We start from the raw sequence: 16,032 nt of genomic DNA, 5'->3' as shown, positions 1-16,032 counted from the left end.
TTTTCAATATCGTTTACTCGTTATTCAAAAAAATACCTTCGTTTATCCAATTATCTATCAGTTTCAATAAGGGTTGCTCATCTTCTGACAGCATATCGGTATGGTTCATACTCGTATCACCAGCCCTGTTCAAGACCAGATGTAGAAAACTCTCTTCTGCACTGCCGGGTTTCACCAATAGTATATCACTATTCTTATGCGCCGGCTGGTTGACCAACGCATGATAGCTCTTACCCTCCGTCAGAAATAAATTACCCGATGCAGAACCGGTCTGCCCATGGCACGCTACACATCTTTTATCGAAAACCTGTGACTGGATAGAACTGAACATACCCACGTCCAGTGTTCCCACATCCATTAATATAGTATCTGTGACGGCTGTGAGTTCTTCGTCTTCCATCGTCTTAAATTCAACAATGCATTCGCGCAAACGACTGATAACACACAATTTGAGTGATTTCACATCATCACTGATACCTCCCAGTGTCATAACGATATCTGTTCCGTCGGCTACATTGACTGGTAGTGATTTCGTTATAACGGCGTATTCACTTTTATCATTGAAGCCTGCCACTACGACACTATAATCATCCGTCCAATTGCTGATGCCACTGAAACGACCTGTCAACTTCATAGCACGTCCACCACGCTGTATATTGACCTCCTTCTCATAGATTCTTCCATCATCACATGAACAGAAGCAGAGTGTCATCCAGATAGCGGCAAAGAATAATATACATTTCTTCATAACGACTCTCTTTGTTTTTTTAGAAAGTATATTGCAGCATTACTGTTGCAGAATGTGTGGCCAGACCTAAATTATCATTATCGCGGTCGAGCTGTGTATCGTGACCTGTACGGGCAATATACTGGTACATAGCCTGGAGTTTCAGGTTACAACCCTTAAAGAAATAATTCATACCCACAGCCGGCATATTCAAAAATCCGTCATCGCCGGTACCGTTACGGTTAAAGAAGTCATAACGCAAGGCAGCCTGCAAACGGGGAGCAACAAAGTAGCCGCCCTGTACATAACCACCCAAATAATTGTAGCTTTCATTGATCTTCTGGCGATCCGTGAAACCTACATTCATATAATATGCTTCAGCACCCAGATATAGTTTGTTCTTTAACATGGCAAATTCCACTCCCACACGAGTATCATTGGTACTTTCATTCTCACTTTCCACATTGATTGAAGCCGATACACCGAACATGATCTTATCTTCATTCAAACGGTTGGGATTACCTTGAGTGGACGGCATCACACCTTTAGGCATATAAGTAAAGCGTCCCGCATACAGTAAAGAAGGGATATGCCAATCATCACTCAAAGTTTTTGTAGCTGTATTTACAGAAGAACCGGTGCCATTGAATAAACCTACTTCATAGCCAAATTTATCAGCTACCAATCCGTGAATTTCAACACCGAGGTCAAAACCGGTACCGATATTAGGCGTTACCGCATTCAAGGAATAAGGCAGAATGACGGCAGAAGTCAATGATACTGGCAACTGCGGCAACAATGTTTCACCCAACGTCGTCAAATAAGCATGCGAGAAAGGTGTTTTGAATTTACCGACACGCACGGCAAACTGTTTTTTAAGTTGTACATCGAACCATGCTTGTTGAAGCAATGCTCCCCCACTGGCAGCCGCATTGATAGAAAGATTAAAGGCTACTTTACCAAAAGCTTTACCGGTGAAGCCTAATACAGCATAGGGAATTGAGAAACCGGAATTAGCTACATTATCCTGATTGTACGCTTTATCCAAACCTTCATCATCATACCAATTGAAATTTGCACAAGTCTGTACCAACAGGTAGGGCTTGAATACAAAGTCTCCCTTCTTGGTTTCTATCGTAAATCCCTCTCTTCCGGCAAGTGACACTACACCGTTTTCTGTATCTTCTTCATGCTGTGCCATAGCAGCCAACGAAAGGGCAGCCATTACAACCATTAAAATTAATTTCTTCATAATTGCTTATATAATACTTATTGGTTTTATTGTTCGTTATTTGTTTTATAATGATTTCAGGAATGCGATCAAAGCATCACGATCTTCTTTACTCATCTTTTTGAAGAGATTCTTCGATGCTTCACCTTCACCCCCGTGCCACATGATAGCCTCAACATAGTTACGAGCGCGCCCATCATGCAGGAAGTAAGTATGACCATTCACAGTTTCCTGCAATCCGATACCCCAAAGCGGAGTCGTACGCCATTCGTTGCCACGGGCCAAACCGCTTACATAGTTGTCATTCAGTCCTACGCCCATAATTTCAGAGCCCATGTCATGAAGCAGGAAGTCCGAGTATGGATGAATTGTCTGACTACCCAGCCAGGGAAGACGAGTTCCGTTCAACAGTACAGACCCACGTGGTTTTGTGTGCAAGGTGGTTACATGACAGAGATGGCACTTCGCCTTATAAAAATTCTGCTCACCCTTGATCACTTGTTCATTATTCACATTGCGACGTGCCGGAACACTAAGGCTCTGCATGTAGAGGTCTACATTCTCCATCTCTTCTGTAGATACATCCAATTGGGCATAAGAAAGTCCCATCATACTGCCTTGATTTACTTGTGCCTGTCCTTCACAGATTTCTTCGGGATAGCGGCTGTTCGTAACTCCCATATCGCTGGAGAAACCAAGTTCCACTGTCAGGTCGGCATGCTGTGCTTTATTACCGGACAAGCCTAAACTTCTCACTCCTCTCTCGGAGATGTAATTGCAACGGCCACTGATACCATATTCCGGATAATTGCTTTTAGCAGCCAAAGCTTCAATTTCAGTGGGATCGAGCGCCATCATTTGTCCCATACCTACGTGGCGCAAAGGAATACGCACCGTACAGAACAGGTCTTCGGGTTTGATGCTGTCCGCATACCATTCATAAATAGAATAATTGGGTTTGCAGAGTTCATACGTCTCACCATCAGGGAATTGGAAAGTCTCATAGGTATATTCCACTTTCAGTTTTCCCTCGGGCTTCACACCATAAATAGCCTGATCATGAAGCACACGTCCATAATCCTGAAAGAAAGCCCCATTCTTACGACTAATATAAACCAACATAGACGAAAAGCCGGAGCTACCGGAACCACCTTCGCTCCACAAAGTAGGTTGCGTACGTCCGGCATTTCGGTGACAGCTACCACAAGAATAACCGGCATAAACCGGTCCCAGTCCTCCACCTATTCCATTACTACTGGTGCGGATATCATCATACAATTTGTCACCACGGGTGAAACGTTTATCGTATGCCCCTGTTATCCAGTCAGCAGACCTGTCATAAGCATAAGAGGAAGTCAGGAAGTTGGTAGCAGTACCGGCAGAGAGGGCAAAGCCGGCAGGTACTTCTATATCATCCACATCAATTCCATCATTTTCGCAAGCGAACAGCGCCAGAAGCGAAAAACAGATTGGAAATGAGTATTTTAATAAGCCATTCATTCGTTATTGAATTATTATTGCAAAATACGTAACTAACATTTATCTTTTTAACGCAGATGTTGCGGAAACAACAGAATATTCATTATCCCGCTGTTTCCGCAAAATCTTATTTCTAACAAGTAAAAATCTTACTGAATGGTACGGGCTTCACCATCTTTGAAGATCAAATATTCCAAAGTGTGGTAACCACGCAAAGCTTGTGCACCGGCAATTTTATCATCTTCTTCATCATAGTCACCATCCCAGTTTAAGTCTGAATAGTTACCGGAAGTCAGTATCTGTACGATACCATCCTGGTCAAGCGGCCAACTATCCATATTGGGGTCAAGACCTTTGTCGGCAACCGGACCAAAAAGGAATGCCTCACTGGTTTCCCACGGTGTACGAGCAGCAAGCCATGCTGTGGCACAAGCCTTGAAGTTAGCATTGCTGGGAGAAGTACGGAATGTCTCAACAGCATCGAAAAGAGCTTGATTTCCCGCTTTCAAATCAGAGTAAGTAGGTAATACAACTACATCCACATAATTTTTTACGACTTCAGCCAACACTGTTTTATCAATACTTTCGATACAATTCTTCAAGCTTCCCTTGAGTACTCCCTCCAAAGTGGCACAAGCTTCCATAGCACTTACTGCTTCCGGGCTATTGATATTGTTGCGGAAAGGACTCGGGATAGCCCAAATTGCTGCTGCTGCATCATCAATCGCTTTTTTCACTTCAGTATCAAGATTAGCATTTACTGCAGCTACTGCTTTTGAGAGAGATGACTCGCTAATAGCTCCTGTACGTGTTCCGTAATAAGCATTACGAATAGAATAGATATTGTTACGATAGTCTTCACGAGAATGCCAGCTATACCATGACTCTACAGCATACAAAGCCTTTTCTTCATTATTATGTATGAAAAGATCGTAAGGGTCACCAATTTTGGCAGTACCTACTTCATTGGCAATGTCTACACAGCCATCAATCAACTGCTCAACGCTCGTCAAAGCATCTTGATTCTTAAAGAAATCTGCATAACTTCCACCTTCGTTGTATTTAACCGCCCAGTCATCATAAAGAGCAGTAGCATCATTCACCAACAATTGTGCAACTACTCGCATGTAATTTCCCCAACTACTTGCATTCTCTGCCGTATAGTCAAGATTCTTAGCATCTATAGTCGTAGTGTCATCATCACTACAAGCCGTAATGGAACACATCATGCCCAATGAAAGAGCCGACAAATAAAAAAACTTTTTCATATTACTTAAACATTAAATTAATTATAAATACCTATTTGAACTATCTCTTGGTAAACCAACCGACATAAGCTATGCCGATAGCAAATTCATTTTCATTGTTATATTTAGTCGATCCAAATACCTTGTTCGTACCAATATGACGGGTAGTATAATCGGCTTTCACAACCAGATTCGGCAATGCAAACCAGTTAACTCCTGCCGTCCATTTGCTTACCTGGCAGCGTTTCTCCATTGTGGCAGAACCTTCTGCCTCTTCCTGCGGGTTGTAGTATTCATAACGGGCATAAGGATAAATAACCGGACATTTCTTCTGTGAGAAGAAAGCACTCAGGTTGAGACCAGCCTCCAAGCCATAGCACAGGGCATTCTTAGCTACATTACGCATAGCACCGTGGTAATAATTGGAGTTATTGGAAAGAGTAACCTTGCTGATCTTGGAAGAATTCTCTAAATCACCATAAATGATATTACCACGAGCGGTAACATATTTATTTTTATACTGTGCATCGGCAGAGTAGATTTTCACTGATGAGCGGCCTACACTGCTATACTTATAATTCTTATCAGCATTGGCTGTCACGTCATTACAATAGTAAAAGGCAGCACCTACACGCAGTCCCGGTACCCCTTTATAGTCCAGACGTGCTACATAAGCAGGCGAAGTAAAGTTATCTTGTTCAAAGAGTCCCTGCTTACCACCAGCAACCCAATTATCACGACCAAATCCATCAGCATTCAAGCCGGCAACAATCATTGCCTGATAATCAAAGCGCGCATATCCTTTACCAAAAGAACCGAAGAATTCCAATCCTGTCTCATGCCAGGTAGAAGGAATAATTGTGGTTTCACCCTCAGGACGAGATGTTCCAAAGAAGTTGATAGGCTCATGGTGTGCATTGGTCAATCCCATAGGTACAATCAAATGACCGGCACGAACATTGAAAGCCGAATGTATCAGACGGGTAATGTGAAACTGCTCAAGAGCGACTTCTCCACCCTTTTCCATTTCTGTTTCATACTCACCGTTTTCTGAATTCTCAAGTTCTGTTTCAATACCTACGCCTCCTGCTTCAAATTCTATTTCAGCACCCAGTATCCACTTGGAATTAAACTTGTAGTCAAAAGCCAACACAAAACGAGGAATTGCAATGGTATTGCGGTGATCACTGTTATCGACCCCACCATAGAAACGATTCGTTCCGTAATTCATAAACTTTGCTACCATTTCTCCGTATCCACCGAAACGGAACTTTTCGTAGTCGTCATCTTTTGTTACCTGTTTTATTCTCTCTTTCTTTGCCGTAGTTTCAGATATCTCTTCTGTTGAGGTTACTTTTTCAGGTTCATTAGCCCGTAAAGTATTGTTAAAAAGCAAGAAACCTAAGGCGAATAAGCAAGTTAATTTTCTCATCTTTTATCTTAAATTTTGTTGGCGCAAAGGTAGAGGGAGTTAAAAAGGCGGGCAATACCCAAATATGAGTATTGTGTTATTAAAAATAATAACAAGTAGGTACTTAAACGAACACTATTTCTTTTTGTTCTTTTTTACAAAGCAGTAATTCACTAAAAAGACAGCCGCAAAGATCACAGCAATCCAGATAAAACTAATAAATATCAAATAGCGGTTATAAATGTACTCTCCCTCTTCAGGAACATGATTAAGCATACATAGCAAACAGTTACACTGAGGATTATCAGCGTCATGAGAAAAGTAAGAGTACAGTAAAAAAGATAAGCTACCTACAAAAAGAATAATAATAGCTATTATTCCCCATCTCTTACAACTTAAAGGTCTGTCAATTGCCTTTTTATGATTGGTTAGTTTCACCATATAGTAGTTTATAGTTAGATTATACGCGCAAAGTTGCATGCTTTCAGTGACCTTGGCAATACCCAATAATTGTGATTTTTATAAAAATCTAACAAAAAACCATCATTAATGGGTATTTCAGAAAACGCGGATTCTCCCCTACTTTGCAGTCGAGAAATAAAACTTATGCAATACCCTAAAGATGACATACAAAAAGAAATTTTGAAAGCTGCCGAAAAAGTATTCCTCGAAAACGGCTTTCCGAAGGCTTCCATGCGTGAAATTGCGCAAGAAGCCCAGGTAGGGTTGAGCAATATCTATAACTATTTCAAAAACAAGGATGACATTTTCTGTACAGTAGTACGGCCCGTGATCAGTGCATTCGATAGAATGCTGCACGAACATCACGGGCGTTATGGAGCAGATATCATGGAGATGTATTCCACAGAATACCTACGATATGTGATAGAAGAGTACATGACATTGATACAAAAGCATCGTAAATTGTTGGTATTGCTATTTTTCCATGCACAGGGTTCTTCACTGGAAAACTTCAAGGAGAACTTCACAGAACGCTCCACATCACTTGTGAAAGAGTACTTCAGAGATATGAAAGAAAAATATCCGCAAATGAATATCAATGTAACCGACTTTTCTATCCACCTGCACACGGCATGGATGTTCACCATGTTTGAGGAATTGATCATGCATCGAGTCGGGACAGAAAATTTGGAACAGATAGTCACAGAATACATCACATTCGAAGTAACTGGTTGGAGAGAGCTTATGAAAATATAAGCTCTCTCTTTTTTTGAATGAATCTGAATATTGTTCGTTTTTAAAAGTATGATAGATTATGAAAGAGAAACTGAAAAAGAAAAAAGGAATCGCCCGCCTGTTTGAGATTGCAGGCGAGCGGAAAGGGTTGCTGATCCTGGCCGGTATCTTGTCGGCAGGAAGCGCTACGTGCATGTTGGTTCCCTACTGGTCGGTATACCGCGTATTGCAGGAGTTACTGCTTCACGCCAGTGACTTAGAAAAAATAGATAGCGGGATACTGATATATTGGGGATGGTTTGCCTTCTTCGGACTGATCGGAGGATTATTGCTACTTTATGCGGCACTGATGGCCTCACATGTAGCAGCTTTCCGTATCCTATACGGACTGCGTATCAAGCTATCGGAACACATTGGACGCTTATCGTTAGGATACCTGAACGGTACATCTACCGGAAGCATCAAGAAAATTATGGAACAGAATGTAGAAAAGATTGAAAACTTCATTGCCCATACCATCCCCGACCTTGTGAATGTATTGGCTACGGTCACTCTGATGTTTATTATCTTCTTCTCCCTGAATGGATGGATGGCAGCGATATGTCTATTCTGTATCGCATTGAGTATAGGATTACAGTTTGCCAACTTCTTCGGGAAAAAGGCACAGGAGTTTACTAAAATCTACTTTGATACACAGGAACGAATGAGCGCCTCAGCCGTACAATATGTACGTGGCATGCCGGTCGTGAAAATCTTCGGTCAGAGCGTCCGGTCATTCCGCCGTTTCAATAGTGAGATTGAGGCGTATAAGGAATATGCACTGAAAGTATGCGATACATACGAACCCGGTATGATGGTCTTCACCATATTACTGAACTCACTCATTACGTTTATTCTGCCGATAGGTCTACTATTACTGAGTCATGAGCCACAAAATCTGGTATTAGCCGCTGTCTATCTATTCTTTATTATTATGGGGCCCGGAGTAGCCTCCCCTATTTATAAACTGATGTATCTCGGATCAGGCACACGGGAAATAGACGAGGGCGTAGAACGTATTGATCGTATCTTTGCCGAGCCGCCCGTACCGGAAGCACAAACGCCGCAAGTACCCGCCGGTTATGACATCGAATTCCTCAAGGTTAGTTTCGCTTATGAGAATAAAGCGGAGACAACCCGTACCGAAGCGCTGCGCGACATCACCTTCACAGCACGCCAAGGTGAAATTACAGCACTCGTAGGTCCTTCGGGTTCAGGAAAATCTACAGTAGCCAATCTGATTCCCCGCTTCTGGGATGTAGCGGAAGGCGAAATACGGATCGGAGGAGTCAACATCAAAAATATTCCCACCGAAAAGTTGATGGACATTGTTTCCTTTGTTTTCCAGGATAGCTTCCTTTTCTTTGATACCCTCTATGAGAATATCCGGGTAGGAAACTCCAGTGCAGGACGCGAGGAAGTGATAGCTGCCGCAAAAGCCGCACAGTGCCATGAGTTTATAGAAAGCCTTCCGCAAGGTTACGAAACCCGCATCGGAGATGAGGGCGTCTACCTTTCCGGTGGCGAGTCGCAACGTGTCTGTGTGGCAAGGGCTATCCTGAAAAATGCCCCTATCCTGGTGCTGGACGAAGCGACTGCTTTTGCCGATCCCGAAAATGAATATAAGATGCAGCAGGCTTTGCAACATCTGATCCAGAATAAAACGGTTATCATCATTGCACACCGTCTCTCATCCATCATTTCGGCACAGCAAATCATCGTATTGAACGAAGGAAAGCTCGTACAGCATGGGAAACACGAGATATTAAGTAAAACGGAAGGATTATATAAGAATATGTGGGACGCTTATACGGATGCGTTCCGCTGGGAACTAAACAGTAAGAAGGAGGTAAAAGAATGAATGCAATAGAAAATATTACGATAGGGCACACCGAACGCCTTCGCAAACCTGTGGGCTACACGATGCTTGCCAACCTGGTAAATATTGTCCCATTCTGCCTGTCCATCGAAGCGATCAACGTGATATTCCGCGCTTTCGATGGCAGCGGAATGCCACTGGACACTCAACGGCTCTGGACTATTTTTATCCTGCTTGTAGTGTATGTATTTGTCATGGCATTGGCCGAAAGGGCTTCTTACCGCGCCAATTTCCGGGGTGCCTATGAAATGAGTGCCGCAGGACGTGTCAGCCTGGCAGAGCATTTGCGGAAACTCTCATTGGGTTTCCTCTCACGCCGCGATCCGGGTGATCTTTCGTCCATGCTGATTACAGACTTTACCATGGCGGAAACAGGTATTTCGCATCATCTGCCCCAATTGATGGGTGCACTGGTGATGCCTGTACTTGCCTTCCTCGGCTTGCTATGGATAGATTGGCGAATGGCCGTTGCCATGTTTATAGCCCTGCCACTTGCCGTAGGAATATTGCTGGGCAGTACTTACCTGCAATACAAACTGAGCGGCAAACAGATTGCTGCCAAAATCAATGCAGGCAATCGCCTGGAAGAGTACTTGCAGGGAATACGGGTAATGAAAGCATATAATCTGCTGGGCGACAAGTTTGTCCGTCTGAAGAATGCCTTTGCTGAACTACGCCGTGCCTGTATCCGCCAGGAAGCATTACTCGGCCCGTTCATACTGCTTTCTGTAACGTTGATACGGGCAGGTCTGACGTTGATGATACTTTGTGGTACGTACTTATTAATAGGAGGAGATTTATCCTTGCTCACGTTCGTTATGTTCCTCGTTGTCGGTTCCCGCGTCTTCGATCCGCTGACTTCGGCACTGACCAACTTTGCAGAATTCCGATATTTCTCCATTGCCGGAGGGCGCATCCTGGCGCTGATGAACGAACCGGAAATGCAAGGAAGTAAAGAAGCTCCGGAAAGCGGTGATATTACTTTCTATCACGTATCGTTCGGCTATCAGAAAAAACAGGTACTGCATGATGTATCAGTAACACTGCGCAAGAATACACTCACCGCTCTGGTAGGTCCTTCGGGCAGTGGAAAAGCACCATGCTGAAACTATGCGCACGTTTTTACGATCCGCAACAGGGACAGGTTTTATTTAATGGAGTAGATATGAAAACCCTGGAACCGGAATCGCTGATGAGCCATATCTCAATGGTATTCCAAGATGTGTATCTGTTTCAAGATACTATTCGCAACAATATCCGTTTCGGCAAAACCGACGCTACGGACGAAGAAATAGAAGCGGCGGCCCGCAAAGCATGTTGCCACGATTTCATCATGCGATTGCCCAAAGGATATGATACGCAGGTCGGTGAAGGGGGTTGTACCTTGTCCGGTGGAGAGAAGCAGCGCATTTCTATCGCACGAGCTATATTGAAAGAAGCTCCCGTAGTACTTCTGGATGAAGCAACGGCTTCACTCGATCCGGAAAATGAAGTGGAAGTACAGCGTGCCATCAATACATTGATTGCAGGACGTACGGTAATCGTGATTGCCCATCGCCTGAAGACGATCAAGAATGCAGATAACATCATAGTGTTGGAGGAAGGACGCATTGCTGAACAAGGTAAGCATCAGGAACTACTCGATAATAAGGGGCTATACGCCAAGCTATGGAATATACAGGAAAAGACATTGGGGTGGAAGTTGTAAATCTCAAAGACCACTCAAAAGAATTCTACTAAAATAATAATTCGCCCCTACAAATTAATCACGATATGATTAACTCGTAGGGGCGGGAATTATCCATCCGAATATACTTCAGAATTTATTAATCATTTATGATAATTGGAACATCTTCAAGTCATCTTCCACATCACTGATGGTACCTATCTGGAAAGTATCTACCAAGACCTTTGCCACATTGGGCGACAGGAAGGCAGGCAGCGTAGGCCCTAAATGGATTTTCTTCACACCCAGACTCAACAAGGCCAGCAGTACGATAACGGCTTTCTGCTCGTACCAGGCAATGTTATACACAATCGGGAGTTCGTTGATATCATTCAGTTCGAACACTTCTTTCAGTTTCATTGCAATGACTGCCAGTGAATAGCTGTCGTTGCACTGTCCTGCATCCAGTACGCGTGGAATGCCGTTGATATCTCCCAGAGGCAACTTATTGTAACGATACTTGGCACAACCTGCTGTCAGGATGACTGTATCTTTAGGCAATGCCTTGGCAAATTCGGTATAATAATCACGTCCCTTCATACGTCCGTCGCAACCTGCCATAACCACAAAGCGACGAATAGCACCGCTCTTCACGGCATCTACCACTTTATCTGCCAGTTGCAACACCTGATTATGGGCAAAGCCACCGATGATTTCTCCACGTTCTATTTCCGTAGGCGGCTGGCATTGCTTGGCTATCTCAATAATTTCGGAGAAGTCTTTTCTACCTTCGGCATCTGCCTGAATGTACTTGCAACCGGGATATCCGGTGGAATTTGTTGTAAACATACGTTCTTTATATTCAGCATTTGCCAACGGAGGGACGATACAGTTTGTTGTAAACAGGATAGGACCATTGAAAGTAGTGAACTCTTCACGCTGCTTCCACCAGGCATTTCCATAGTTGCCTACGAAGTGGGAATACTTCTTGAAAGCAGGATAATAGTGAGCAGGTAGCATTTCGCTATGTGTGTACACGTCGACTCCTGTACCTTCGGTTTGCTTCAATAGTTCTTCCATATCTTTCAGGTCGTGGCCGCTTATCAGGATACCCGGACGCTTCCCTACCCCGATATTTACTTTTGTCATTTCCGGATTGCCATAGCGTTCGGTATTCGCTTTATCCAATAAAGCCATAGTCTTCACACCGTATTCTCCGGTCTGGAGCACCATCTTTACCCATTCGCCTGCCGGAAGTGATTTTGTGGCAGTGGCGGCCAAAGCATGTTGCATAAAAGTATGGATAGAAGCATCGTCATATCCCAGACGCATGGCATGTTCCAGATATGCCGCCATACCTTTCAGACCATAAGTCATCAATTCTTTCAGGGAACGCAGGTCTATGTCGGGCTCACGCAGCACACCTACGCTTTCCGCTTTGGAAGCATACTCATCACGTCCACCCTGCCATTGCAGTTCGTCGATTTCAGGCAAGGAAATACCTTTTTCTTTGGCTTCTTCTATTAAACGGTTACGCAATGCCATACCTTTATCCACCCTGTTCAGAATGCTTTCATCATCAAAGTTGGCATTTGTAATGGTACAGAATAAGGCATCCACAACAAAACGGTTCACTTCGGCAGCTACGGGATGTCCTGCGTTACGGAATTCATCAGTAACGACTGATATTCCACGTACCACGAACATCAGCAAATCCATTGCCTTTGCTGTATGACTTTCTTTTCCACACACACCTTTCAAGATACAACCGGTGCCTTTCATTGTCTCCTGGCACTGATAACAAAACATTTTAGCTTCCATCATCTTATTCTTTTTATTTAGTTAAATACTCATGCAAAATTAGGTTGTTCTATAAATGATAATTTTAGGCGCGGATTACACGGATTACGCGGATTAAAGGCTGCGCTATTACATCGATTTCATCAAAAAATCCGCGTAATCCGTGTAATCCGCGCCTAATCTTTATAACAGGTTTACAAATTATCATTTACCATACTATAAATTAATTGTAATCGGGCATCTATAAAATACATTTGCATTATCTTTGTGCAAAGATGGAGAGTTTATAGCAGGTAAATTGTCACGTATGTTACACCCTATCACAAAAAACTTAAAAAAGAATGGAACCACATATATTATTACAGATGCCATTATTTCGAGGCATAACAGAAGAAACGCTGTTAAAGTTCGTTCTGTTGCACCAACATACCCTTAAATCTTATAAATCGAGAGAGTTTATCGCCATGCAGGGAGATATTTACCGTTCTCTCTATATTCTATGCAATGGAACAGTGCGTACGCAAATGGTCAGTGCAGAAGGAAAACAACTCACCATAGAGACTCTCCGTGCTCCGAAACTCCTTGCGCCGGCTTTCATCTTCGCCTCCGAAAACCGTTTCCCGGTGAATATCGAAACCCTGGAAACCTCGGAAGTATTGATTCTGAATAAGGATGCTTTTCTGGAATTCATGCACCAGTACCCGGTCGTCATGCAGAATTTCCTGAAGTTGATTTCCGACCGGAGCTTGTTTCTATCCAAGAAACTGAACGAGTTTGCTTTACAAAGCCTGAAATCCAGATTACTCAATTATGTAAAGATGCATGGAGGCATTGGTTCCCAACAGGAGGTGGCACATATACTTGGGGTAGCCCGTCCGTCATTGGCACGTGCCATATCTGAATTGAGCAATGAGGGCTGCATACAAATAGAAGGAAAAGAAATGTTTATTGACGAGGAGAATTCGAAGAAATACTTTTAATTCTACTTTTTCATCGTATCTTTGTACAACCAACTACCTAATATAATGAGGAAAATAACATTAACCGACAAACATCAGGAATTACTTTTCCAGATTCCGCTGTTTCGTGACCTTCCCCTTAACATCAAGCATTCATTGCTCGACAGGTTGGATATCTCCCTGTACTCGGTAGACAAAAAAGATATCATTGCCACCCAGGGAACACTCTGCAAGAAGTTATATGTATTGTTAGAAGGAAAACTACGGGTAGATATTATTGACGGATTGGGAAATGAAGTCATGATAGAATATATCGTTGCAGCACGTGCATTCGCTACTCCTCATTTATTCAGTTCAGACGGAGTGCTGCCGGCAACCTTTACTGCCATGGAAGACAGTACCCTACTCACTGCCAGTAAAGAGTCCATGTTTAAGCTTATCAGCGAGGAACCTAAAATATTACACAACTTTCTTTGCATCACGGGCAATTGTAATGTCTGCACAGTATCCCGCCTGAAAACCCTATCACGAAAAACAGTGCGTGAACGTTTCGTTGTCTACTTGCTGGAACACAAGAAAAAGAATTCTTCAACAGTCAACATCATTCACAATCAGGCAACCCTTGCCGAATATCTGAATGTAACCCGCCCTGCACTATCGAAGGAAATTAATAAAATGATAAAGGAAGGAATTATAGAGATGGACGGAAAGACAGTCCGTGTTCTGGACGAACCATCATTAGAAAAATACGTATGAGGAAGCTCCCCATACGTATTCTCTTTTATCTATCTTTACCACTTCACAAACAATACTCTCGGATTGATATTTACTGAAACCCATCCCCAGTCTTGCCAGCTTTTGTGATTACCGCCTTTCACGACATCCATGGTTTCCGTTCCGCGCATGAAGGAATATCCGGCAGAGAGTTTCACATCTTTCATCACCGACCAGTTAATCTGGTAATCGACTTCCGAACCTAATGCTTTCTTCAGATTCGGCAATTTCGCCGCTGTTGAGAAATGGTGGTAGTTCAAGTCCATATCCACCTTATCGGAAGCACGGAAACGTACACCCAGACGTTTGTCAAATAACCCGGGAGCATATCCGTTTTTAAAATCGGATGCGTAGAAATAATCCATAGCTCCGTAGAACTTGTGATGTGTGCCATACAGAACATTGAATGCCTTGTACTTGTCACTGTCACCGCTGTCTCCGCTTAGATAATCGGCACTTGCCACTACGGTCCAGGTCTTGTCAATGGCATAAGCGGCCTGCAGGCTTGCCATAAAGGCAGATACCTTTTCTGCATTCAGGTTCTTCCCCATCTGGTAGTAGAAAGCACCGTCCACATTCCAGCCATTATCCTTATAAGTAATATAAGTACCCATCGTTTGCAGATAGCGGGTATGGGATTCTTTTGTTACTGCATCTCCGGTCTCCAGTCCCAGATTCATGAACAGTAAGGATGCATCAAAGGGAGTATAATCAGATTTATAGTGATACCAGAATGTCTGCATATTCTTGTAAGGCTGTGCTCCGGCCTGCACGTAATAGGTACCACCTATCTTAGTCTCGTCATTCTGGTTGAAAGCGAGGATAAGATGCAATTGGTTGTTGGGGTCGGCATAGCCCAGTTTCAATGCATCATGATAGCGTCCGGCTATGTTCCAATCCAGTCCGCCCAAAATTCGTTCGTCATCGTACGAAAGGGTCTGACGACCTAATTGTGCAAAGAAGTTTTTACCGAAATTCAGTTTAGCCCATGCCTCATTCATAATGAAACGTCCATTCTTGTCAATCTGCGGATCTTGTCCCCATACCCCCACATGCTGAGCCGAGATTTTCATTTGCAAATCAGAACGCTTGTACTCCATAGAAAGTCGTGCACGGTTATTGATGAATCCTGCAGGTTCCTCTCCTTCGTTACGGGGCATCAGAGCACCATTACGATATTCTGCACGAGGTCTGATCTGGATGGACATTGTAAATTCATTCTCTTTTTCTGTTGTTTGCGTATACGCCATGCTTGGCAAAAGCATGAGAAGCATTGCCCAATAAGTAGTTTTCATAATGATTATCAGTTTAAATTATACGTATGAATGCTGACTCCCTGTGCAGAGGGCAGATAGTTTATGCCGTACCAGCACATTTGCAGCAAAACAAATGATATCAGAAGTAAAAGTAAGGCCTTACGGTGTAACAAAGGTTTTCCAAGGCGGAAATGTATATAAATCAGATAGGAGAACCACGTAGCGGCCGCCCATGTCTCTTTCGGGTCCCACGACCAGTAATGTCCCCACGCCTCTTTTGCCCATACAGCCCCCGACAGCATGCCTAATGTCATGAATGCCAATCCTACATAAGTCAGATTATCGCATAGGTCCATCTCCCGGCTGT

At 43.3% G+C, this 16,032-nt stretch carries 13 protein-coding genes and 1 pseudogene; 5 read left to right on the top strand and 9 right to left on the bottom strand.

Going from position 1 to position 16,032, the window contains the following annotated elements; genetic code table 11:
- Window positions 1-13 precede the first annotated feature (13 nt).
- The 6 genes from BACCELL_RS12710 to BACCELL_RS27405 all read right to left on the bottom strand — a co-directional run bounded on the left by BACCELL_RS12710 (window position 14) and on the right by BACCELL_RS27405 (window position 6,602).
- On the bottom strand, window positions 14-748 hold the full coding sequence (locus BACCELL_RS12710) for a hypothetical protein (RefSeq protein ID WP_007212215.1): 735 nt from the start codon (window positions 746-748) through the stop codon (window positions 14-16).
- Between the two features lie 19 nt (window positions 749-767).
- Window positions 768-1,979, bottom strand: coding sequence for a porin (locus BACCELL_RS12705; RefSeq protein ID WP_007212214.1), 1,212 nt, complete (start codon window positions 1,977-1,979; stop codon window positions 768-770).
- Between the two features lie 45 nt (window positions 1,980-2,024).
- Window positions 2,025-3,458: a di-heme oxidoredictase family protein gene (locus tag BACCELL_RS12700; RefSeq protein ID WP_007212213.1), complete on the bottom strand. Its 1,434-nt coding sequence runs from the start codon at window positions 3,456-3,458 to the stop codon at window positions 2,025-2,027.
- Between the two features lie 128 nt (window positions 3,459-3,586).
- On the bottom strand, window positions 3,587-4,705 hold the full coding sequence (locus BACCELL_RS12695; protein ID WP_007212212.1) for an imelysin family protein: 1,119 nt from the start codon (window positions 4,703-4,705) through the stop codon (window positions 3,587-3,589).
- A gap of 40 nt (window positions 4,706-4,745) precedes the next feature.
- Window positions 4,746-6,116: a hypothetical protein gene (locus tag BACCELL_RS12690; protein WP_007212211.1), complete on the bottom strand. Its 1,371-nt coding sequence runs from the start codon at window positions 6,114-6,116 to the stop codon at window positions 4,746-4,748.
- Between the two features lie 114 nt (window positions 6,117-6,230).
- Complete coding sequence (locus BACCELL_RS27405) at window positions 6,231-6,602, bottom strand: hypothetical protein (RefSeq protein ID WP_231864136.1); 372 nt, start codon at window positions 6,600-6,602, stop codon at window positions 6,231-6,233.
- Between the two features lie 99 nt (window positions 6,603-6,701).
- On the opposite strand from BACCELL_RS27405, the gene BACCELL_RS12680 reads away from it, so the two are divergent.
- The 3 genes and pseudogenes from BACCELL_RS12680 to BACCELL_RS12670 all read left to right on the top strand — a co-directional run bounded on the left by BACCELL_RS12680 (window position 6,702) and on the right by BACCELL_RS12670 (window position 10,918).
- Window positions 6,702-7,313 carry a TetR/AcrR family transcriptional regulator gene (locus tag BACCELL_RS12680; RefSeq protein ID WP_044153867.1) on the top strand — a complete coding sequence of 204 codons (612 nt, stop codon included), beginning with the start codon at window positions 6,702-6,704 and terminating at the stop codon, window positions 7,311-7,313.
- A 58-nt stretch (window positions 7,314-7,371) separates the two neighbouring features.
- Window positions 7,372-9,192, top strand: a complete 1,821-nt coding sequence (locus BACCELL_RS12675; RefSeq protein WP_007212208.1) for an ABC transporter ATP-binding protein — start codon at window positions 7,372-7,374, stop codon at window positions 9,190-9,192.
- Window positions 9,189-10,918: pseudogene (locus BACCELL_RS12670) on the top strand (ABC transporter ATP-binding protein). The gene BACCELL_RS12675 and the pseudogene BACCELL_RS12670 overlap by 4 nt, the downstream one beginning before the upstream one ends.
- A 126-nt stretch (window positions 10,919-11,044) precedes the next feature.
- Here the strand turns inward: BACCELL_RS12670 and hcp are convergent.
- Entirely contained in the window at window positions 11,045-12,697 is a 1,653-nt protein-coding gene (hcp, locus tag BACCELL_RS12665) for a hydroxylamine reductase (RefSeq protein WP_186971972.1), read from the bottom strand.
- 320 nt (window positions 12,698-13,017) lie between these two features.
- On the opposite strand from hcp, the gene BACCELL_RS12660 reads away from it, so the two are divergent.
- Both BACCELL_RS12660 and BACCELL_RS12655 read left to right on the top strand, forming a co-directional pair.
- Window positions 13,018-13,656, top strand: coding sequence for a Crp/Fnr family transcriptional regulator (locus BACCELL_RS12660; RefSeq protein ID WP_007212204.1), 639 nt, complete (start codon window positions 13,018-13,020; stop codon window positions 13,654-13,656).
- Window positions 13,657-13,701: 45 nt separating this feature from the next.
- Window positions 13,702-14,391 carry a Crp/Fnr family transcriptional regulator gene (locus tag BACCELL_RS12655; protein WP_007212203.1) on the top strand — a complete coding sequence of 230 codons (690 nt, stop codon included), beginning with the start codon at window positions 13,702-13,704 and terminating at the stop codon, window positions 14,389-14,391.
- Between the two features lie 35 nt (window positions 14,392-14,426).
- Here the strand turns inward: BACCELL_RS12655 and BACCELL_RS12650 are convergent, their stop codons facing one another.
- Together BACCELL_RS12650 and ccsA are read right to left on the bottom strand one after the other, a co-directional pair.
- Window positions 14,427-15,704, bottom strand: coding sequence for an alginate export family protein (locus tag BACCELL_RS12650; RefSeq protein WP_007212202.1), 1,278 nt, complete (start codon window positions 15,702-15,704; stop codon window positions 14,427-14,429).
- Between the two features lie 8 nt (window positions 15,705-15,712).
- Window positions 15,713-16,032 (bottom strand): cytochrome c biogenesis protein CcsA (gene ccsA, locus BACCELL_RS12645; RefSeq protein ID WP_007212201.1); only part of this gene is annotated, 320 nt, incomplete at its 5' end.

It is taken from the genome of Bacteroides cellulosilyticus DSM 14838 (assembly GCF_000158035.1).
GTDB lineage: Bacteria > Bacteroidota > Bacteroidia > Bacteroidales > Bacteroidaceae > Bacteroides > Bacteroides cellulosilyticus.
This window is presented reverse-complemented; position numbering and strand designations above follow the sequence as displayed.